The 22,795-nt window shown below is 35.1% G+C and carries 16 protein-coding genes and 1 pseudogene; 9 read left to right on the top strand and 8 right to left on the bottom strand.

Going from position 1 to position 22,795, the window contains the following annotated elements; genetic code table 11:
- Window positions 1–84: 84 nt before the first annotated feature.
- Window positions 85–1,056, top strand: a complete 972-nt coding sequence (locus AC1RNE_RS01750) for a glycoside hydrolase family 43 protein (protein WP_492799336.1) — start codon at window positions 85–87, stop codon at window positions 1,054–1,056.
- A gap of 132 nt (window positions 1,057–1,188) precedes the next feature.
- On the opposite strand, the gene AC1RNE_RS01745 is transcribed toward AC1RNE_RS01750, so the two are convergent.
- A complete protein-coding gene (locus tag AC1RNE_RS01745; protein WP_492799335.1) occupies window positions 1,189–3,531 on the bottom strand; it encodes a TonB-dependent receptor in 2,343 nt (780 codons plus the stop codon).
- 90 nt (window positions 3,532–3,621) lie between these two features.
- Window positions 3,622–4,407, bottom strand: coding sequence for a LuxR C-terminal-related transcriptional regulator (locus AC1RNE_RS01740; protein WP_492799334.1), 786 nt, complete (start codon window positions 4,405–4,407; stop codon window positions 3,622–3,624).
- Between the two features lie 201 nt (window positions 4,408–4,608).
- On the opposite strand from AC1RNE_RS01740, the gene scpC reads away from it, so the two are divergent.
- From scpC to trxA, 5 genes are all read left to right on the top strand, one after another.
- Window positions 4,609–6,117 (top strand): succinyl-CoA:acetate CoA-transferase ScpC, encoded by a 1,509-nt coding sequence (gene scpC / locus AC1RNE_RS01735; protein WP_492799333.1) that lies wholly within the window; start codon window positions 4,609–4,611, stop codon window positions 6,115–6,117.
- 399 nt (window positions 6,118–6,516) lie between these two features.
- Complete coding sequence (locus AC1RNE_RS01730; RefSeq protein WP_492799332.1) at window positions 6,517–7,473, top strand: SPFH domain-containing protein; 957 nt, start codon at window positions 6,517–6,519, stop codon at window positions 7,471–7,473.
- An 84-nt stretch (window positions 7,474–7,557) separates the two neighbouring features.
- Window positions 7,558–11,130 (top strand): DNA polymerase III subunit alpha, encoded by a 3,573-nt coding sequence (dnaE, locus tag AC1RNE_RS01725; RefSeq protein ID WP_492799331.1) that lies wholly within the window; start codon window positions 7,558–7,560, stop codon window positions 11,128–11,130.
- Between the two features lie 106 nt (window positions 11,131–11,236).
- Window positions 11,237–12,385, top strand: coding sequence for a hypothetical protein (locus AC1RNE_RS01720; protein ID WP_492799330.1), 1,149 nt, complete (start codon window positions 11,237–11,239; stop codon window positions 12,383–12,385).
- A gap of 135 nt (window positions 12,386–12,520) precedes the next feature.
- Window positions 12,521–12,844 (top strand): thioredoxin, encoded by a 324-nt coding sequence (gene trxA / locus AC1RNE_RS01715; protein ID WP_309916624.1) that lies wholly within the window; start codon window positions 12,521–12,523, stop codon window positions 12,842–12,844.
- 250 nt (window positions 12,845–13,094) lie between these two features.
- Here the strand turns inward: trxA and AC1RNE_RS01710 are convergent, their stop codons facing one another.
- Window positions 13,095–14,285, bottom strand: a complete 1,191-nt coding sequence (locus AC1RNE_RS01710; RefSeq protein WP_492803593.1) for an aspartate aminotransferase family protein — start codon at window positions 14,283–14,285, stop codon at window positions 13,095–13,097.
- Window positions 14,286–14,403: 118 nt separating this feature from the next.
- Here AC1RNE_RS01710 and AC1RNE_RS01705 point away from each other — a divergent pair, with 118 nt between their 5' ends.
- Window positions 14,404–15,927, top strand: a complete 1,524-nt coding sequence (locus AC1RNE_RS01705; protein ID WP_492799329.1) for a S10 family peptidase — start codon at window positions 14,404–14,406, stop codon at window positions 15,925–15,927.
- A 68-nt stretch (window positions 15,928–15,995) separates the two neighbouring features.
- On the opposite strand, the pseudogene AC1RNE_RS01700 reads toward AC1RNE_RS01705, so the two are convergent.
- The 5 genes and pseudogenes from AC1RNE_RS01700 to AC1RNE_RS01680 all read right to left on the bottom strand — a co-directional run bounded on the left by AC1RNE_RS01700 (window position 15,996) and on the right by AC1RNE_RS01680 (window position 19,703).
- Window positions 15,996–16,853, bottom strand: a pseudogene (locus tag AC1RNE_RS01700) (SDR family oxidoreductase).
- Window positions 16,854–16,957: 104 nt separating this feature from the next.
- Window positions 16,958–17,536 (bottom strand): Crp/Fnr family transcriptional regulator, encoded by a 579-nt coding sequence (locus AC1RNE_RS01695; protein WP_492799328.1) that lies wholly within the window; start codon window positions 17,534–17,536, stop codon window positions 16,958–16,960.
- Between the two features lie 151 nt (window positions 17,537–17,687).
- Complete coding sequence (locus AC1RNE_RS01690; RefSeq protein WP_492799327.1) at window positions 17,688–18,449, bottom strand: RDD family protein; 762 nt, start codon at window positions 18,447–18,449, stop codon at window positions 17,688–17,690.
- Window positions 18,450–18,622: 173 nt separating this feature from the next.
- A complete protein-coding gene (folE, locus tag AC1RNE_RS01685) occupies window positions 18,623–19,324 on the bottom strand; it encodes a GTP cyclohydrolase I FolE (RefSeq protein ID WP_492799326.1) in 702 nt (233 codons plus the stop codon).
- Window positions 19,284–19,703, bottom strand: coding sequence for a 6-pyruvoyl trahydropterin synthase family protein (locus AC1RNE_RS01680; protein ID WP_492799325.1), 420 nt, complete (start codon window positions 19,701–19,703; stop codon window positions 19,284–19,286). Before AC1RNE_RS01680 ends, folE begins: the two co-directional genes overlap by 41 nt.
- A 464-nt stretch (window positions 19,704–20,167) precedes the next feature.
- Between AC1RNE_RS01680 and AC1RNE_RS01675 the strand changes: the two genes are divergently transcribed.
- Both AC1RNE_RS01675 and AC1RNE_RS01670 read left to right on the top strand, forming a co-directional pair.
- A complete protein-coding gene (locus AC1RNE_RS01675; RefSeq protein ID WP_492799324.1) occupies window positions 20,168–21,520 on the top strand; it encodes a Gfo/Idh/MocA family protein in 1,353 nt (450 codons plus the stop codon).
- A gap of 192 nt (window positions 21,521–21,712) precedes the next feature.
- On the top strand, window positions 21,713–22,789 hold the full coding sequence (locus AC1RNE_RS01670; protein WP_492799323.1) for a GHMP family kinase ATP-binding protein: 1,077 nt from the start codon (window positions 21,713–21,715) through the stop codon (window positions 22,787–22,789).
- Window positions 22,790–22,795 lie beyond the last annotated feature (6 nt).

Here is a 22,795-nt window from a genome sequence, read left to right as displayed (position 1 = left end):
GAAAAGATATTTCTTATTTGAGTACAACACAAATTAAAAATCAAATATCACAGTAAACTATAACAAATATTGAGCCAATTATTTATGCGAAAACTAATTTTATTAATTATCCTTTTTACGTTTGCTCAACAAACGCTTTTTTCTCAATCTATTACCGCTGGCAATCCTGTTTTTAAAGGTTGGTATGCTGACCCCGAGGGAATAATATTTGATAAAACCTATTGGATTTATCCGACTTACTCAGCCCCTTATAGTAAACAAGTATTCTTTGACGCCTTTTCTTCCAAAGATTTAGTTACTTGGACGAAGCATTCAAAGATATTGGATACTGCTAATGTGAAATGGGCTAAAAGAGCCGTTTGGGCTCCTTCAATTATTAAAAAAGGAGGAAAATACTATTTATTTTTTGGAGCAAATGATATCCAGAACGACCAAGAATATGGTGGCATTGGGATAGCCGTGGCTGACAAACCTTCGGGGCCTTTTAAGGATTATCTTAAAAAACCTTTAATCGACAAATTTTATAATGGCGCTCAGCCTATCGACCAGTTCGTTTTTAAAGATAATGACGAATATTATTTAATTTATGGTGGCTGGAAACATTGTAATATTGCTCATTTGAAAAAAGACTTTACGGGCTTTATTCCTTATGCTGATGGAAGTATTTTCAAGGAAATTACTCCTGAAAACTACGTTGAAGGACCTTTTATGTTTAAAAAGAATGGTAAGTATTACTTTATGTGGTCTGAAGGTGGCTGGACTGGCCCTGACTATTGTGTAGCTTATGCCATTGCCGATTCGCCATTTGGACCTTTTAAACGTATTGGTAAAATTTTACAGCAAGACCCTAAAATTGCTAGAGGTGCGGGGCATCACTCTGTGATTAAAAATCCTAAGACAGACGATTGGTACATTGTGTACCATAGAAGACCGTTGACAGAGACTGATGGAAATGCCCGTGTTACTTGTATCGATAAAATGTTTTTTGATGAAAACGGACTTATCAAGCCTGTAATTATTACAAATGAAGGTGTTGAGAAGAAAACAATTAAGTAAAGTATTAGCTTTAAAAAGAGTGGTCTGAAATTAGTTTTTTTGACCACTCTTTTTTGTTTTATGGATATAGATGATAGTTCCGTTGGGAACACTACCTCGGTAGAATGGTAAAAACATCCTCAGTACCTTCCCTTAAAATTCAACCCGATAACTTAGATTTGGAATAAAAAGTCCTTCTCTGTATTCATCTACCATCTTAGTGATATAATTGTATTGAAAACCCATAAACTCTTTATACATCGTAGCATTAATGATTTTTAAAGCAATCTCTCTACTAGATTTCTTCTTGTTAATCTTGAATGTTGCCGTTAAATGTGACGTAAAAGCCGAAGGTAATTGTTTTGAGAAAGCCATCGTTTCATCAAATTTTGCTTCCTGAGCTTTTTGTGAAGCTTTTTCATCTAATGGTGAATAATGGTCACCTCCTTGATAACTCAATCGGATATTAAGTCCAAATACATTTTGTTGATTTTTGCCCATTTGCCATTCTTTTCCTGTTAAAAAATTAAAGGCATAATTTCGATTATACCTCGTATTCCGCCACACTCCGTCTCCTCCTCTATACGTTGAGCTAAAAACAGACGCTGTAACCATATAGTAAAATCCACTTGACAGATATTTTTCAAAAGTGATGTCTACCCCATAGTTCCTTCCTTCCCCTGTATTTTGTAAGGCGTCTTTAAAGAACCAATCGTTGGTTAAGTTAATGGTTGAAAACGAACTATCTTTTATCACAGGTACATTAAACAGTTTTTGATAATATCCTTCAATTTTTAAATGATGAAACTCAGATAAATTCAGGTCATAACCCAATACAAAATGGTGTGCTTTTGTAAAGTCAAGGTTTTTATTGAGATTCTCTTGTCCATTTTTTACAAAGTAATAGTTCAAGCGTTCTAAACGGCTATGCAAACCATACCCAACACTGAAAGTCTGAGTTTCAGCAAAGCGATATTTGATACCTAAGCGTGGCTCAATAGTATAATGATTATTCAATGTAAATAACTGACCATTCGCCCCTACATTCATCGTTACTTTCTCCGAAAAATTAATGGTTGAATTGGTATAAGCCGAAAGTAAAAAGCTTTTGCCTTTTTCTTCTACCACTTTTTCCAAAGGTTTACCAAGCGTTGGGGCATTTTGTAGGGAAATATCATAATGCATACTCGTCGCCATTATCCCTGTTTTGTTGGTATGTTTCGAACTAAACTTCGTGTTCAAATATGAATTAAAAACAAGACTGATATTTTGATTATTAATCCTGTTTTTAGGCAAAATATGTGATATATCATTGATTCTATCGGTTATTAAATCAATACCATTGATAGTGGAAGCAAAAGTTGTTTTTAAATACTGCGTATCGTTTAAGAATATTTTATGACTGATGCCACTCGCCGCCATAAACTGTTTAACAGACTGATTTTCTTTATCAGAATCATATTTCCACTCGGACCTATCTTCTTTTATCTTAGCGCTAGAATTATCTAACAAACCGATTCCCCAAAATGAAAATGTACCAGCCTTTTTAGTAGGGAAATTAAGCTTGAAGGAAAAGTCTTGATACTTCACTCCCCCTGCATTATCTGGCAAAAGTGGCTCTAATAATGCCATGGTTGAATAGCGATAATTAAAAAGATAAGATGATTTACCACCCGACTTAAATGGTCCTTCCGACGAAACATCAATTCCCGTAAGTCCCACTTGAAAAGTATGCTCCGCTTTATTATTATTCCCTTTCCGCATAAAAATATCGAATACACCCGAAAGTGCATTATTATATTCAGCAGGAAAAGCCCCTGAGAAAAAATCTGAATTGGCGAGTAATTGGCTACTAAGAGCTGTTAATCCTCCTCCACCAAAACTACTTAAATCAGCAAAGTGATTAGGGTTTGGAATTTCTACGCCCTCTAACTTCCATTGTAAAGCTTGAGGGTTATTTCCTCGTACCACGATTGCATTATTTCCTACATTGCTAGTCACTCCTGCAAACGATGAAACCAATCTAGCAGGGTCATCAAACCCACCAGCATACCGTTTAGCTTCTTCAACACTCAGCATTCTAGCACTGAGTGTAGCGGTATTATTGAGCGGTTGTTCTTTATTCACTTGGGGTTTTACCGTAACTTCAGCCAGTGTAGTGGTACTTTCTTTCATGGATATAGTTAGAAAAACTTCTTTTGATGACGACAATACAATCTCTTTCATCAAAATAGGCTCATAACCAACCATGCTTACTTGAATATTATATCTGCCAACACTTATATTCTTGATGGTAAAGTTTCCTGAGGTATCTGTTTGCGTGCCAAATTTGGTATTGAGGATTAAAACATTGGCAGAAGGAAGGGCGGCATTAGAAGCATTGTCGATTACTACACCCCTCAAAGTCTGAGTTGGCTGTTGTGCTTTTGATGGGAATAACAATATTCCAAGAAGCAGTAATAGTAGGTTAATTTTTAGTAGGTTAATTTTTAGCATAATTGTATGAATAAATCGGTTTAATGTGAAAGCACAAAGGTCTTTCATAACCTATTTTCATACAATACTGATTTTTCAGTACTCAACTCATTATATCAAGCCAAGTTTAGAAGCAAAAACAATGGCTTCAAGTGAATTATTAGCACCTAGTTTTTCTAAAACCCGTTGTCTGTGAGTATTCACAGTATGCACGCTGATGGCTAATTTATCTGAAATTTCTTTACTTAAAAATCCATCTTTGACCAAATGAAGAATCTGAATTTCTCGTTGCGATAAAGCCACACTTGGTTCTTCAACTCTTTTAAGCTCATCATCCACAAAAGGAATTATTTTTCCTGTTCTAAAATTCAACAATTGGCTTTTTAAGCCCTCATTTATTTCCTGATTGGGGGATACATCTATGATACTCAGCGACAACCACATATTGCCATAAGCATCTAATTCCAATATCTGATGCTGTTCTACTACCCTAATGTATTTATCCTCCGCATTTAATATCCTGTACTCATTAATCAACTTATAATCGGTTTTCTGTTCTCTTGAAAAGGCAAAAAATAGCTTCAGGAGTGAGATTCCGTTTCTGGTAAGCTCCATTAAATCTTTAGGATGAATTTTGGTATCTAGGAAGATATCGTCTTTTACTTCAATCTGTGCTAAATCATAGCCCAGCAGACTACTAAAATTAGGAGAATAAAATACGTGTTCTTTTCTAAAAGAATCAAACACACTTACACCACTATTCCCCAAACGAGCCAAAGTATGCAAAAGAGGCTTATGTTTTTCGAGAATAGCATAATCTAATTCCTCTTCAACAAATTGCTGTTGGTTTAATAATGCTATGTAGGTAGTGGTAATGTGTTGTTGTTCTTCAGTCATAGAGGGTCATTTATTATGCAAATGTATCTTTCAATTGGCTTATTTCATGCATCAAACTATTAATTTATTGGTATTATATCAAAGTAGATGGCACATATTTTTAGCATAAACTAATAATAGTCATGATTTAAAAAATTAATCGTCATAGTCTAAAAAATAGTTTCCTCCGAATTTCGTGCTTTATAAAAGCTACTTCATAATATGAATCAAGAAAGAATTCAACATACTAGTTTACTTGATAAAGTAATAACAGCCCAAGAGGCTGCCCAGTTTTTTAAAAATGGCATGACTGTTGGCTCAAGCGGTTTTACACGTGCGGGTGATAGCAAGGCAGTCTTAAAAGCATTGGCAGCAAGAAAACATGCAGATGAGTTAAAAATAACTTTGATTACTGGTGCTTCATTAGGACATGATATTGATGGACAATTGGCAGAAAACAATATCCTTGCTAAAAGAATCCCGTTTCAGACTGATACCATCCTTAGAAAATATATTAATAGTGGCGAGGTTTTATTTGTAGACCAACACCTAGGAGAAACTGCCGAATTGATTAATAATAAACACTTGCCTGAAATCGACATAGCCGTTATAGAAGTAGCTATGATAAAAGCCGATGGTAGTATTATTCCTACAACATCTATCGGTAACTCAGCTACTTTTGTTGAAAAAGCAAAGGCGATTATTCTTGAAATAAATCTAACGATTCCAACAAGCATAGAAGGAATCCACGATGTGTTTTATCCTGGGGAATATCCTAATCGTAAAATTATCCCAATTACTCAAGCTAATACATTAATCGGGCAAAATAGCATTCCTTTAGATGTTTCAAAAGTAATTGGTATTGTTTTTACTAATATTGCTGATAGCCCTGCTTCTATTGCAGAACCTGATGAAAAGACAATCGCCATTGCTGGTTATTTATTAAACTTTTTAAGAGACGAAATAAAGGTTGGTAGGCTCACTAATTCTCTTTTACCTTTACAAGCAGGCATAGGCAAAGTAGCAAATGCCATCTTTGAAGGTTTTGTTGATAGTGAATTTCACGACCTTACGATGTATTCAGAGGTATTGCAGGATAGTACTTTCGATTTGATAGATGCTGGTAAGCTAACGTTTGCTTCGGCATCATCCATTACTGTTTCTTCAGCATGTTATGAAAAGATATTCATGAATTTTGATAAGTACAAGGATAAGATACTAATGCGTCCACAGAATATCAGTAATGCTGCCGAGGTAATCCGTAGACTAGGCATTATTGCCATCAATACTGCCATAGAATGTGATATTTATGGAAACGTGAATTCAACCCACGTGTATGGTACAAAAATGATGAATGGAATAGGTGGCTCAGGTGACTTTGCCAGAAATGCTTATCTGTGCATTTTTGTCACACAAGCTGCCTCTAAAGAAAATAATATATCACACATCGTTCCGATGGTGTCACATGTAGATCATACTGAGCATGACGTAGATATTATTGTAACCGATTATGGTTTAGCAGATTTAAGGGGATTAGCCCCACGCGAAAGAGCGATTAAAATTATTAATAACTGTTCTCATCCAGACTACAGACCTTTGCTATTAGACTATTATCAAAGAGCTTGTCAGGAAGGCGGACATACTCCTCACCTACTCAACGAAGCACTTGAATGGCAGGTTAGGTTAATAGAAACAGGGAGCATGAAAGTGGATGAATTTGCATTGAGTTAGATTAATTAAGAGTCAATGATTTCAACACTCCCTAAATTTGTATCGAAAAATCATTGACTCTGTTTTTTTGGAAATCGAATAACCATCTTACAATATATTGACTTTCAATGTATTAACAAAATGAATGATTATTCATTTTGTTAATACTAACCTTATAATTACTTATTTTGTCACTAACTAACACAGAATAGAGATAAATTTATTTGCATTGATAAGGAAGAATGATGATAATTAAACGAACTCGTGAAAATAGCATTTCATCAATAAAATCATCAGATATTTACCACTCAAAAGATAAATACATATTCTCTTACTATTATATGTGACAGCATCAAAGTTTTCCGTACTTTGGTGCTGTTTCTATTTAATTAATAAAATACATACTTAAAACCCAAAACTATGAGTGCTTTACTTTTTTTAGTTGCTTTTGCTTTCATTGTGGTTTTCCTTTCTATTGTTATTGTCAACCAAGGTACGGTTGCAGTAATAACAGTTTTTGGTAAATACCATAGAGTGATGACGCCCGGCTTAAACTTTAAAATTCCGTTTATCGAATTTATTTTTAAGAGAATCTCGATTCAAAATCGCTCGATGGAATTAGAATTTCAGGCCATCACTTCAGATCAGGCGAATGTGAATTTCAAAGCCATGCTAGTGTATGCCGTATTGAATCAGGAAGAACAAACTATCAAAAATGTAGCGTTTAAATACATGGACGAGCGTTCGTTTATGCAAGCTCTTATTCGTACTGTAGAAGGTACTATCCGTGCTTTTGTAGCTACTAAAAAACAAGCAGAGGTATTGTTATTACGTGGTGAGATTGTATTGAACGTTAAGAATGAATTAGACGAAACCCTAGAACAATGGGGATATCATTTGATAGATCTACAATTGAATGATATTGCTTTTGACGAAGCCATTATGCGTTCGATGGCACAGGTAGTAGCATCGAATAACTTAAAGGCTGCTGCTGAAAACGAAGGTCAGGCTTTATTAATTACTAAAACAAAAGCTGCTGAGGCAGAAGGTAATGCCATTAGAATATCGGCAGAGGCAGAGAAAATTGCTGCGCAGTTACGTGGACAAGGTGTGGCGCTCTTCCGTGAAGAAGTAGCGAGAGGTATGGCTGAATCAGCTAAAGTAATGAATGAGGCTAATCTGGATGCTTCGCTAATACTTTTCTCGATGTGGACAGAGGCTGTTAAGCATTTTGCGGAACAAGGTCAAGGTAACGTTATCTTCTTGGATGGTTCTACAGAAGGAATGGACAAAACAATGAAACAAATCATGGGTATTCAGCAATTAAAAGAAGGTGGCGATTATGTTGCTCCTAAATTGCCTAATGCGAAGAAATAACCAAGCAACATTATATTTTTAATGAAAAGCGACACTAAAATTGTCGCTTTTTTGTTTATTTTGTATAAGTAAAAACCCAATTTGATGCAATTCTCTCATTTACACTGTCATACGCAATACTCTCTCTTAGATGGAGCTTCTAAAATTTCTGGGCTTTTTGCCAAAGCAAAAGCTGATAATATGCCTGCTGTTGCCATAACTGACCATGGTAATATGTTTGGTGCCTTTCAGTTTGTGGCAGAGGCAGGTAGACACGAAGGGGTAAAACCCATTGTGGGCTGTGAGTTTTATGTAGTTGAAGACCGTTTCAAAAAACAATTTTCTAAAGAACAAAAAGACAAACGCTATCATCAATTGATGTTAGCCAAAAATGCTGAGGGCTATGCCAACTTGGTAAAGTTGTGTTCTTTAGGTTTTATTGAAGGGCTTTATGGTAAATACCCGCGTATTGATAAATCACTTATCCTGCAATATCACAAAGGCTTAATTGCTACCACTTGTTGTATCGGAGCATCGGTGCCTCAGGCAATTTTAAGAGGTAGCGAGGAGGACGCTGAAAAAGAATTTAAATGGTGGTTGGATATTTTTGGAGAAGACTATTACGTAGAGGTACAAAATCACCAAATACCTGACCAATTAAAATGTAATGAGGTATTACTGAAATTTGCAAAGAAATATAATGTTAAGGTAATAGCGTCAAACGATTCTCATTACTTAGACCAAAAAGATGCCAACGCTCACGATATTTTGTTATGTATCAACACAGGCGAAAAGCAGGCTACGCCTACTTACAAAGATGTTGATGATGGCGAATCGGTAAAAGGAAAGCGTTTTGCATTTTATAATGACGAATTTTATTTCAAGAATACACAGGAAATGACCAAGCTATGGTCTCATATTCCTGAGGCGATTGATAATACCAATGAAATCGTTGGTAAAATAGATACGCTTCGTCTGAAACAAGATATCATGTTACCTAATTACGAAATCCCACAGGGTTTTGTCAATCAGGATGATTACTTAGAACACCTCACTTGGGAAGGTGCTAGAAAACGATATGGTGAAGCTTGGGAAAGTATTGAAGTAAAAGACAGACTGAGCTTTGAATTACATACCATTCGTACGATGGGCTTTGCAGGATACTTCTTGATTGTATCAGACTTTATCAGGGCTGGTAGAGAACTAGGTGTTTTTGTAGGGCCTGGTCGTGGTTCTGCTGCTGGTTCAGTAGTTGCTTACTGTATCGGCATTACCAATATCGACCCTATTAAGTATAACCTACTTTTCGAGCGTTTCTTGAATCCTGACCGTAAATCAATGCCCGATATTGATACGGACTTTGATGATGAAGGTCGCCAAAAGGTAATTGATTATGTGGTTGAAAAATACGGTAAACAACAAGTAGCCCATATCGTTACCTATGGTACGATGGCGGCAAAAATGTCCATCAAAGACGTTGCCCGTGTGATGGATTTACCCTTGAATGAATCTAATGAATTAGCCAAATTAGTGCCAGATAAGCCTGGAACAAACCTTAACAGAGTGATGAATGCTCCGTTAATTGGTGACAAGTCGCTGGCCGAAAAAGAACAATTCCAACCAGAAGATATTGAAAACGTTAAAAAACTTCGTGAAATCAGGCGTGAAGGCTCATTGCGTTCTAAAGTATTAGAAGAAGCGCTGGTTTTAGAAGGTTCAGTACGTGGCACAGGTATTCACGCGGCTGGTATTATTATCGCACCAAAGGATTTAACCGAAATTCTACCTGTTTATTCTTCTAAAGAGGTAAACTTATTAATTACGCAGTTTGAAGGAAAAATCATTGAAGATGCGGGTGTAATTAAAATGGACTTTTTGGGTTTAAAAACCCTGTCTATTTTAAAAGAAGCTTTGCGATTGATTAAACAAAATCACGGAATAGATATTGATTTGGATAATATTCCTCTTGATGACGTCAAGACGTATGAATTATATCAAAGGGGTGAAACCAATGCTACTTTCCAGTTTGAATCTGCTGGGATGCAAAAACACCTGTTGGATTTAAAGCCCGATCAGTTTTCGGATTTAATTGCCATGAATGCCTTGTATCGCCCAGGTCCAATTGCTTATATTCCCAACTTTATTGCCCGTAAACATGGTCGAGAGGAAATCGCTTATGATTTACCCGATATGGAGGAATACTTGGCAGATACTTATGGTATTACTGTCTATCAAGAACAAGTGATGTTGCTGTCGCAGAAATTAGCGGGCTTTTCAAAAGGAGATGCCGACGTGCTAAGAAAGGCGATGGGTAAGAAAGACCGCTACACGCTTGATAAAATGAAAAGTAAGTTTGTGGATGGCGCCAAAGAAAAAGGACACCGTGAAGATAAACTTAATAAAATCTGGACCGACTGGGAAGCATTTGCACAATATGCTTTTAACAAATCTCACTCTACTTGCTATGCTTTTGTGGCATATCAAACTGGGTACTTAAAAGCACATTACCCCTCAGAATACATGGCTGCGGTAATGTCTAACTCACTGGGGAACATTGATAAAATTACATTCTTTATGGAAGAATGTAGACGAATGGGCTTACCAGTATTAGGACCAGACATCAATGAATCGTATCGTTCTTTTGCTGTTAACAAAAAAGGAGAAATCCGTTTTGGTTTAGGAGCCATCAAAGGAACTGGTGATGCCGCCGTGGAAAGTATCATTGAAGAAAGAGACAAAAATGGTGCATATAAAGATATTTTTGATTTTGTAAAAAGAGTAAACCTTAGAACGGTTAACAAAAAGACCTTAGAAAGTCTGGCTTATGGAGGAGGTTTTGACTGCTTCGACAATATTCACAGAGCTGTTTATTTCGCTGATGTTGAAGGAAGTAATTTCATTGAAAAAATTATTCGTTATGCCAACAAAGCTGTTGAAGTAGCTGCTTCTGCCCAAGGCTCGCTATTTGGAATGCTCGGCGACGGTGGCGGTGGAGACATTGCAACGCCAAAAATTCCCTATATTGAGAAATGGGGACAAATGGAAAAACTTAAATTTGAGAAAGAAGTTGTCGGAATTTATATTTCGGGTCACCCTCTGGATGAATATCGTTTAGAATTAGAAAGTTTCTGTAGTTGTACGCTTGATAGAGTAATGGAGCCTATTTTCAAAGGAAAAGAAGTTTCTGTAGGGGGAATTGTCACTAAAGTTATCGAAAGGTACTCAAAGAATGGAAATCCATTCATGCTATTTACATTGGAAGATTATAACGGAAGTTATGAGTTTGCTTTGTTTGGTGAAGATTTTGTCAATCTTTCCAAATACATTGCTCCTGATAGGTTCTTGTATATAAAGGGACAAATTAAAAATCGCTGGGGTCGGCCAGACGAATGGGAATTTAAACCTGTTTCTATTCGATTATTATCTGAAATTAGAAATCAATTTTCTAAAGAGTTAAAAATAAGTGTTGGTGTGCAATTGGTCAATGCTATTTTTATTGAGCAATTAAATAAACTGGTTTCACAGAATCAAGGTACTTGTAACTTAACGCTAACGGTTTATGACCCAGAAGATAAAGTGGAAGTAACGATGCTTTCAAGAAAAAATAAGATTTCACCAAGCAATGAATTCCTCAATGAATTACAATTAATTCAGGGAGTAACGTATAAACTGAATTAGTGGTGAGTGAGTGAATTGTGAGTTAGTGGTACTGACAACAATTTTCTCAATATTTTCTAATTAAAATCACTCATTCACAATTCACTAACTCACAATTAAAAATCTCATGCTTAAAAAAATATTCATTTTTGCTTTACTAGCCTATTGCACTTGGAATTGTAGTTCTGGAAAAAAAGCCCTTGAACAAGGCAATTATGACGAAGCTGTAGAAACTGCTATTAATAGATTACAAAAAAGTCCTACTAATACAAAAGCTCAACAAGTATTAAAAGAGGCTTTTCCTGCTGCATTAAATTTTCATTTATCCAAAATTGAGAATTGGAAACACTCACAAGAAAATTTTCGTTGGGAACGTGTGGTGGCTGAATATCAACAGATTCACCATTTAGCTGATGATTTAGTAGCTTGCCAAGCTTGTTTAAAGGTAGCAGGTACACCCAAAAGGTTTTATGATGCATTACAAACTGCTAAAATTTTGGCGGCAGACGAACGATTCACTGAGGCGCAATCTGCACTAAGCCAAGCTAATAATAATCGTAATGCTGCTAAAGATGCTTTCAATAATTTTTCGGTAGTTCAAGAATTAGTCCCTACTTATCCTAATATCAAAGCCAAATTAGATGAATCTTATGAACTAGCCAGTATTGATGTTGTAGTAGAACAAGTAAGCGTTAATTCTCCTACTTATGCTTTAAGCAATGAGTATTTTCAAGGAAAAATTAACGAATTTTTGCGTACTAATCCTAAATTAAATCAATTTGTACGCTTTCATGCTCCCGAGGAGGCAGAACAAAATAAATTAAAGCCAGACCAAATTATTCATTTACAATTTGATGACTTTATTGTCGGACAAACATACGTAGAGACTAACACCAATACTGTAACAAGTAAAGACAGCGTGAAAGTAGGAGAAACGACCGTAAATGGGAAAAAAATAGCTGTTTATAACAAAGTAACGGCTAAATTGACGCAATCTAGAAAAGCGATTACTTCAAAAGGAATACTAGATTTTCAGGTGATTGATTTTAAAACTAAACAAAAAGTTTATCAAGATAAAATAGCAGGAGAATTTGTTTGGGTAAATGAATGGGCAAATTTTAATGGCGACGAAAGAGCTTTAACCAAACAGCAACTTAGCCTTACTAGAAATAAAGAACTCTTACCGCCCCTTCCTCAGCAATTATTTACTGAATTCACTAAGCCCATTTATGACCAAATTACCCGAAAAATAAAAAAATATTATGAAAATTATTAAAAATAATAGCATTAATCATTTGAATATCAAGATAAAAGCCTAAAACCTTTTTGTTTTACCAAAACATAGGAACTAAGATGTTAAAACATTTTGTTTTAACTTTGAGAAAAGAAATTAACTTAATTAAAAAATAAAATGGGAAAATACGTAGTAGCAACCGATGATAATTTTCAAGAATTAATCAATTCAGATAAACCAGTATTAGTAGATTTTTGGGCAGAATGGTGTGGACCTTGTAAAATGATTGGACCAATCGTTGAAGAATTGGCTGGTGATGTAGAAGGACAAGCAATTGTAGCTAAAATGGACGTTGATGCAAACTCAACAGTTCCTTCAACTTTAGGAATTCGTTCTATTCCAACATTATTGATTTTCAAAAATGGTGAATTGAAAGAAAGATTAGTAGGTGGAAATATTCCAAAAGCTGTGTTATCACAAACTTTGTTGAAACACGCTTAGTTATTGAGTTTAGGGTTTATGAGTTTAAAGTTCATAAGTCTAATATTTATGAGTAGCTAAAGTGAGGTTAGCGTTTATAAGTTTAAAGTTTATGAGTGTCTAAAGTGCATTAAATTACTTATAAAAAAGAGGTCAAATTGCTAAATCAATTTGACCTCTTTTTCGTTTTTATTCGTAAACTCATAAATCTATCATACATATACTCATAAACCCTAAACTCATAGACTTTAAACTTTAAACTCATAGACTCCTAAATGCTTTCCAAAATCACTGCACAAGCTTTTCTAATTTCTTCTTCGGTAATAATTAAAGGCGGTGCGATTCTCATTGAGTTATCACAGAACAAAAACCAATCTGTTACTATTCCTTTTTCGATGGCTCGGTCGATAATAGGCTTCAGCGTATCAAAATCTTCAAACTCAACCGCCATCATCAAACCTTGATTTCTTACTTCTTTGATTTTTTCATGCACCAATAAGGATTTGAATAAAGTAGCTTTTGTCTGAACAGATGCCAAAAGATTTTCTTCCAAAATCACTTTCAAAGTAGCCAATGAAGACGCACAGCTTACTGGATGTCCACCAAAAGTAGTAATATGCCCCAGAATAGGATTGTTTTTAAATACACCCATTACCTCATGATTCGCAATAAATGCCCCTATTGGCATTCCTCCTCCCATTCCTTTGGCACAAAGTAAAATATCTGGATAAATGCCAAATTGCTGAAATGCCCAGAAAGTACCTGTTCTACCAAAGCCGGTTTGTATTTCATCTAAAATCAACAGCGTTTTAGTTTCTTCACAGCGTTTTTTTAAGGCTAAAAAATATTCTTTTGTTGGAATACGTACTCCTGCTTCTCCGCCAATAATCTCAATAATTACGGCAGCTGTCTTTTCCGTAATTAAAGCAATATCCTCTATTACCCCATGTCTGATATTTCTAATGCTTGGTAAAAGTGGACGAAAATTTCTCTTGAAATTCTCACTACCTGATAGCGACAATGCCCCTTGGGTAGCACCATGATAGGCATTAAAACAAGAAATAATTTCTTGTCGCCCCGTAAAACGCTTTGCCAATTTCATGGCTCCTTCTACTGCTTCCGTCCCTGAGTTGGTAAAATAAACATTATCTAAAGGTTTTACTTTACTTTCAGTGGGAGTCAATGTTTTTACCAAAGCCTCCGCCAATTCTACTTGTGGGGTTTGCACATATTCTCCATATACCATTAAGTGCAAGTATTTATCTACTTGGTTTTTAATGGCTTCTACTACTTTAGGATGACGATGTCCCACATTTGACACCCCAATACCTGAAATTAAATCCATGTATTGTTGTCCTTTTTTTCCATACATATACACTCCTTCTGCTTGCTCTATTTCTAAGGCTAAGGGGAAATCAGACGTTTGGGCAACATTTTTTAAGAATAGTTCTCTATGTGTAATCAAGATTTTGTATTTTTAGTTGATAAGTATTTCTAATAGCTTTAAGCAATAAGCCTTGAGCTGTGAGATTTCAGTAAACACAAAATTACAATTCATTCATCATTTAACTAATTACCAAATGAAAAAACACTTTTTACTATTATTAGTACTCCTATCATTCTGTTCTCTTGCCCAAGAAAAGACAGATTTGAAAAGTATTCAACAAGCCAATGCCATAGTTCCCTCCTCATCCTCTGCTCCTGCTCCAGTCGTTACCAAACACCAAACTATCATTAACGGTCAGCCTATTTCATATACTGCTACTACGGGTTATATGACGTTGAAAGACGAATCGGGCAAACCCAAAGGCAACATATTTTTTATCGCCTATACGAAAGACGGCGTAACAGACATTACTAAACGCCCGATGACTTATACTTTTAATGGTGGTCCAGGGTCTGCGTCTGTTTGGCTTCACATGGGTGCTATTGGTCCTAAAAGAATTTTGATGTCGGATAAAGGTGACGCCTTGGCTCCTCCTTATAAATATGTTAACAACGAATATTCTTGGTTAGATAAAACTGATTTGGTATTTATTGATCCTATTAATACAGGTTACAGTCGTGCCGTAAATGGTGAAGACCCTAAACAGTTTTTGGGGTATGTAGAGGATATTGAGTCGGTAGGCGAATTTATCAGATTGTACACTGTAAAATATGGCAGATGGTCTTCTCCTAAGTTCTTGGCTGGAGAAAGTTATGGCACTACCCGTTCTGCTGGACTTTCAGGTTATTTGCAAGATAAATTTAATATGTATATCAATGGTATTTCTTTGATTTCTTCGGTATTAAACTTCCAAACCATTCTATTCGACAAGGGAAATGAATTGCCTAATATTCTATACATACCTACGTATACAGCTATGGCATGGTATCATAAGAAAATCGCCAAAGAATATCAAGGAGATTTACAGAAAGCCCTACGTGAAGCCGAACGTTTTGCTTTAAACGAATATGCTACGGCATTGATGAAAGGGGATTTATTACCAGAAGATGAAAAAAAGCAAATTGTTCAAAAGCTTAGTAAATTAACTGGGGTTTCAGAAACATTTATTCAAAATGTTAATTTACGCATAGAAATCAGTCGCTTTACCAAAGAGTTATTGCGTGATGAAGGTAAAACTGCTGGACGTTTGGATGGGCGTTTTACTGGGATTGATTATGACGATGCCGGCGAAAGATATGAATTTGACCCAAGTTTGGATGCCACCATTTCAGGACCCTATTCTACGACAGTAAACAACTATTTACGTCAGGATTTAAAATATGAAAACGATTTGCCGTATTTGATGCTGACGGGCAGAGTACAGCCGTGGAATTATAATAATGTGCAAAACAAATATTTGAATGTAGCAGAAACCTTACGTCAGGCTATGGCAAAAAACCCTTATTTAAAAGTTTGGATACCTTCGGCTTATTATGATTTAGCCACACCATACTTTGCAGCAGAATATGTGGTTTCACACATGGGTTTACGACCAGAACAACGTAAGAATGTAAAATTCACCTACTTCGAAGCTGGACACATGATGTACATCCATAAAGCATCATTGATTAAACTAAAAAAAGAAGCTGATGAGTTTTATGATGAGACTTTGAAATGAAAAGCAGAAGATTGGTCAACTTTTACAAAGTTGACCAATCTAAAAGAGCTACTCAAAAAGAGACAAACTTAATTATTATACTTCCCTAGCCATTTTGCTTTTAATGCTGCTCTGGCTTCGACAAATTCCTTATCTGTTCCTTGTGCGATGGCATCTAATGGAAAACGTAGTGGACGAGTACCTTCTTCCATTTCAACTAAAGCCAATACACCATCAGCAATTGTTTGAGGATTCATCTTGAATTGAGCTAATTTTCCATAAAACGCTGCTCCTAAAGCATTAAAATCTTCATTCGCTTTTTCACCATATTCTGCTACAATGTCAGTTTTATCAGCTGGTAAGCCAGCTTTACTTCCATTGATCATTTCTGTAGGATATACGCCTGGCTGAATACTTACATTTTCAATATTAAATTGTTTTAGTTCATCTTGTAAACCTTCGGTGATGCTTTCTACGCCAAATTTTGACGCTAAATAAGGAATCATAAATGGCAATGTATGCCCACTAGCACCCGAGGTAATATTGATAATCAATCCACTTTTGGCTTTACGCATACTTGGCAATACAGCTTGATAAGTCCGCAAAACACCCTAAAAGTTAACTTCAAACATCGCTCTGATTTGGTCTATCGAATAACCTTCTAATAACCCAAATCCTGATACTCCCGCATTGTTTACCACTACATTTATTTTACCATATTTAGTCAATACTTGTTCAAAGGCCTCTTTTACAGAAGCATCATCTGTAATATCTATTTCTACTACCTCTACATTTGGCAAGGCAGAAAGCTCTTCAGCAATTATGGCATTCTTAGTTTTTGTTCCTCGCATTCCTGCTATTACGGTATAACCTGCTTTCGATAAAGTAATGGTCATAAGCTTTCCAAAGCCTGTACTTGTTCCTGTAATGAAAATTATTTTGCTCATTGTCTTAATTTTTTATGTTAATTTATGATACAAAATTGCACCAAGGCAGTGCCTATTTCCATTGATAATTAAAGGAAAAAAATCTTGATAAATGTCAAGAGAATTTATTTTTGAAGTGCCTGTTTTCTGATTCTACTGATTGTTTCAGCAGAAATACCAAGATAAGAAGCAATCATGTGTTGTGGAACACGGTTGGCAATAGAAGGAAATTTGGAGATAAAATTATGGTATTTTTCTTCGGCAGAAAAGGTAATATTAGCGTGTATTCGTTCTTGCATTACTACAAAACGCTTTTGCAAAATATTATTTACAAAATCATTAAAGACAGGAATAGCTTTGCAAAGCATATCAAAATCATTTTTCTTGATTAAGACTATTACAGAATCTTCTATCGCATCAATATTATATTTTGATGGCTGTTCAGAAGTCAGGCTTTCTCTATCTCCCGACCAATGATTTTCTATCGCAAAATTCATGATATGTTCTACTCCTTTGTCATCTACAAAATAAGTACGCAAAAAGCCTTCACAAACAAACGCATTAAATCGCCAGACATCCCCTTCTTGAAGTAAATACTGTCGTTTTCTTAATTTTTTAATTACACTCACCGACTCTATTAAGCTATAATCTTGTTCGTTTAATGTAATTCTTTCTGCTAAGTATTTCTTAAAATAGGCAAACATGGGTAATAGTTGTGAATTGTGAGTGATGAGTTTCGAGCGGTTCGCTAATTTTATTAAAGATGCGGATTAACGAGTGAAATTTGCTAAGAATAGTTAACTTTAAAAGTCAACTATTCTGCAATGTTCGTTGATAAAATCCAAAAGTCCTTTATTACTTTTTCATTTCAATTATTTTCCATTGACTATTAGGTTCTTTCTCTAAATAAACATTCACTTCTATTTCCTTTTGGTTTCCAATAACTTTTATTTGAAGAGCAGCTTGTCCATGTCCATTAGTAATATTTACATTACCTGTAGGGAACATCCCATATTCTTTTATCCCTCCAATTTCTGTTTGAATTTCCTTATTTTGCTCGATACCTATAATTGACATTTTATAAGCATCAGTTTTTTTAATAGTACTTACAGAAAGTAACAAAACAATTACAAAAAATAAAATGAAAGTACCCAACACGGCAAGAATACGTATAATTGTCTTAGGTTTATCGGGATTTCTAATTACAATTGTTTTTAATACTTTATCTCCCAATCTTTTTTTAACATTACTAGTAGCCAAAACAATAAATTCTACTGGCCAAATAACTAGAAATAGATTCCGTAAAAATAATCTACCAAATGAAGGTACAATGCTAGAATCGTCTTCATCTCGAACCATTATTCCCATTATCCATCTTCCTATACTTATACCATTTACACTATCTTTTGCAAAATAAAGTACAAAGATTAAAAGCATTACAAATGACATTGCTATTGTTATATCATTTAGACTATTTTCATTCATAAAGTCTGGTCCCAATGTTAGAAAAAAAATTAAAACTCCTATTGTGGACATTACAAAATGATCAATCATAAAGGCGGCTATTCTTCTTTTTCTAGATGATAGAGTTACATACTCCTTAAAATTTAGTGGCATAATAAATGTTTTTAGTGTTATTTTTTATTTCGATTTAATGGCTTACAATATAGTAATTCCATCTTTAATTTAAATATTTAATTTTCATATCATGAAACACTCACTCTACAAAATCAAAAAATCCGCTCAGAATCTGAGCGGATTTTTGTGGTAATTGAAACCTATCTAAAACTTTACACAGCGATATATTTCAAGAATTCAGCTTTAGTAGCTTCTTCTGCAAATTTACCACCATAAAAGCTTGTAATAGTAGTTGATGTATCATCTTTCACTCCTCTTGATGCTACACAAAGGTGTTTGGCATCAATCATGATGGCTACGTCTTCCGTGCCTAAAAGTTTCTGTAATTCTTTGGCAATTTGCATTGTTAAACGCTCTTGTACTTGTGGACGCTTGGCAAAATGCTGAACGATACGGTTTAATTTAGACAAACCTATCACTTGTCCATTGGCTATATAAGCTACATGGGCTTTACCAAAAATAGGTACAAAGTGATGTTCGCAATTTGAATAGAATGAAATGTTTTTTTCAACCAACATTTCATTGTATTGATATTTATTTTCAAAAAGAGCCACAGCTGGCATATTTTTAGGGTCGAGACCGCTAAAAATTTCCTTTACATACATTTTAGCTACTCTTTTAGGAGTACCTTTCAATGAATCATCTGTCAAATCTAGCCCCAAAGTCTCCATAATTTGCTTGAAGTGGTACTCAATCTGAGCCATTTTTTCTTCGTCGCTTATATCAAAAGCATCTCCGCGCATAGGGGTATCTACCGACGTCATGATATGCTCATCCCCGATTTCTTCATCCGTAAACCTAATTTTATTATTATCAACTAACAGGGTATTCAACAAAGTTTCGTTCGGTTTCATATAATCTAATTTTAAGATCAAAGTTTGAGTTGATTTTTGGCTTTAGTTTGTCATAAATGACGATAGCAATATTTTCCGCAGAAGGATTGATGTCTTTGAATTCTTCGGTATCTAAATTCAAATTTTTATGGTCAAATCTATCTAAAATTTCAACTTTGATAAGTTCACTTAATATTTTCATATCCATCACGTAACCAGTTTCAATGTCTATTTCACCAGTTACCTGTACGATTAAATCATAATTATGCCCGTGATAATTGAAATTATTACATTTTCCATAAACACGTTCATTTTTCTCATCCGACCAATTCGGATTATTGAGTCGATGTGCGGCATTGAAATGCTCCTTCCTAAACACCGACACTCTTTTTGGCATCATATTATCTTTGATTTTTTAAAAATTCAACTTTCAATTAGTCATACTTTTTCAACTAATCACTAAAAGTTGGAGACAATCATGCGGAATTTAGTCTCAAAGTTTAAAAGCCGTCTGAAAGGTTGTCAGCAACACTCTTAAACTAAATCAGCGTAATGGTATTCGTAATTAATAACACGAGAAACTTTAACTTTGTTTAATTAATCACAAAAAAGATTAAACAATTATTTGTCATGTTTATTTAGAAAATTCTTTCTTACTACAAATATCTTAAAATTATCAGCAATCAATTACTGATTTCAAGGCTTTCGATAAATTATTTGTCAATCTTTCTTTTGAAGCCACAAATTATGATTATTTTTCTCGAAATTATTTCTTAGGTTAGAACATCCTTTTTAGGTTTTGAGTTCAAAAAATTTAAACGAACTCTACAATGCTTACTAAAACATTATCTTCAAACTAAAAAAATGCAAAGACGCAAGTTTATCCAATCAACAGCTCTGGCAAGTACCGCTGCACTGACTATCCCCAATTTTGTATTTGGTGCTAAACAAGAAGAAAAAAAGGTTCGCCTTGGTTTTATCGGTGTGGGCCTCAGAGGAAGGAATCATTTAGAGATGGCAATGTATCGTGATGATGTAGAAATCAATGCTATCTGCGATATCGATCCTAATGCGATTGCTATTTCTTTGAAAATGTTGAAAGATAAAGGTCGAAAAGAGCCTGCGGTATATCAAAAAAACGACCGTGATTTCGAAAACATGGTAAAACGTGATGATTTAGATGGAATCATCATCGCTACTCCTTGGGAATGGCACGTTCCGATGTCTGTTGCTACGATGAAAGCTGGCAAATATGCAGGCGTTGAAGTATCTGCAACGGTTACTTTACAAGAATCTTGGGATTTGGTAAATACATTCGAGAAAACAGGCTCGCACTGTATGATTCTTGAAAATGTGTGCTATCGCCGAGATGTGATGGCTGTGTTAAACATGGTTCGTCAGAATCTTTTTGGAGAATTAGTTCATTTGCAATGCGGTTATCAGCATGATTTACGTGGTGTAAAGTTCAACGATGGTAAACAAGCTTATGGTGGTGGCGTAGAATTTGGCGAAAAGGGTTTTTCTGAAGCTAAATGGCGTACACAACATTCAATTGATAGAAATGGTGATGTATATCCTACGCATGGTTTAGGACCAGTAGCCGAAATGATAGACATTAATCGTGGTAATAGATTCCTTTCCTTGACCTCCACTGCTACCAAATCAAGAGGTTTGCATGATTATATTGTAAAAAAAGGCGGAGCAGACCATCCAAATGCTAAAGTAAAATTCAAATTGGGGGATGTAGTAACTACTGTCATTAAATGTGCCAATGGAGAAACTATTTTGATTACGCATGATACTAATTTACCTCGTCCATATTCGTTAGGTTTCAGAGTGCAAGGCACAGAAGGCATTTGGACAGAAGACAATAAATCTATTTACTTAGAAAGCCTAGCTAAAAATCACGATCGCTGGGATTCTTTCAAAGAATATCAAGATAAATATGATCATCCACTTTGGAAAACCCATGCCAAGGATGCTGAAAACGCTGGGCATGGCGGGATTGATTACTTTGTATTAAGAGCCTTTGTGGAGTCTATTAAAAGAAAAGTAGCTCCCCCAATTGATGTGTATGATGCAGCAGTTTGGTCGGCTATTAGTCCATTATCAGAGCTTTCAATTGCTAAAAATTCCGCTTCGGTTGAAATTCCAGACTTTACCAGAGGAAAGTGGAAAACCAACAAACGTATCTTTGGATTAACCGATGAATATTAAATGAGGATTTGAAAATTTGGTGATTTGAAGATTTGAAAATGATGTTTTAATTCAAGAACATTAGTATACAATAAAACATTGATTATCAACTTTTTGACAATTTGAATACATCAAAATACATTTTCAAATCTCCAAATTTTCAAACTTTCAAATTAAAACACTATTTTTGCAGTAATTAATTACCGACCATCGATGAGTAATAAGATTAAAGTATCAACGCCAGGCAGAATTTGTCTTTTTGGTGAGCATCAAGATTACCTAGGACTGCCAGTAATAGCAGCCGCAATTTCTAAGAGAGTAAATATTACTGGTGAAAATAGGAACGATGGAAAGGCAATTTTACATTTACCCGATATAGATTCAGAAATTAGTTTCGATATCTATCCAGAATTACCTTATTTACATAAAAGAGATTATTTTAGGTCAGCTTTGAATATATTACAGCGACAAGGATATTCTTTTAAAAAAGGATTAGAGTGTACTGTAGAAGGCAATATTCCGATTAATTCAGGGACATCAAGTTCATCAGCATTGCTAGCCAACTGGATTCATTTTTTATCCAGAATAGCCGACGAGCCAAAGCCATTATCCGCCAGTGAAATAGCAGAAATAGCTTATCAAGCAGAAGTAGTAGAATTTAAGGAAGCTGGAGGAATGATGGATCATTATTCAACGGCCGTTGGCAATGTAATCTATTTGGAATCGACGCCAAAGATTCATGTGGAAACACTCAAGCCAAAATTTGGTAGCTTTGTACTCGGAGATTCATTGGAGCCAAAAGATACAGTCGGTATTCTGAAAAGAGTAAAATATGGCGTATTGGAGGCAGTAGAAAAAATCAAAAAGGAGTATCCAGATTTTTCATTGTTTAGCGTTACACAAGAAGACGTCAAGGCATTCGTGAAATTGTTGAATAACGAAGAACTAGATTTGATAAAAGCCAATATTGATAATCGTGAAATTTTGATTGAAGCCCTTGCGTTATTGAAGGCAGAAACATTAAACCATGAAAAATTTGGCGAATTATTAAATCAACATCAATTAAATTTACAAGCATTATTAAAAATATCAACTCCTAAAATTGATAGAATGTTAGCCGCAGCCAAAGCCTCTGGAGCATTAGGAGGCAAAATAAACGGTTCTGGTGGTGGTGGATGCATGTTTGTGTACGCCCCAGAAAACCCTGAAGCTGTTGCTAAAAGTATTGAAAATGAAGGAGGTAAAGCTTATATCATTCAGATTGACGAAGGTACAAGCTTAGAAAATTAACCCAAC

The organism is Arcicella sp. GW822-FHT02H01 (genome assembly GCF_058802005.1).
The sequence above is the reverse complement of the archived record's forward strand: the minus strand, read 5'-3'. Positions and strand labels throughout refer to the sequence as shown.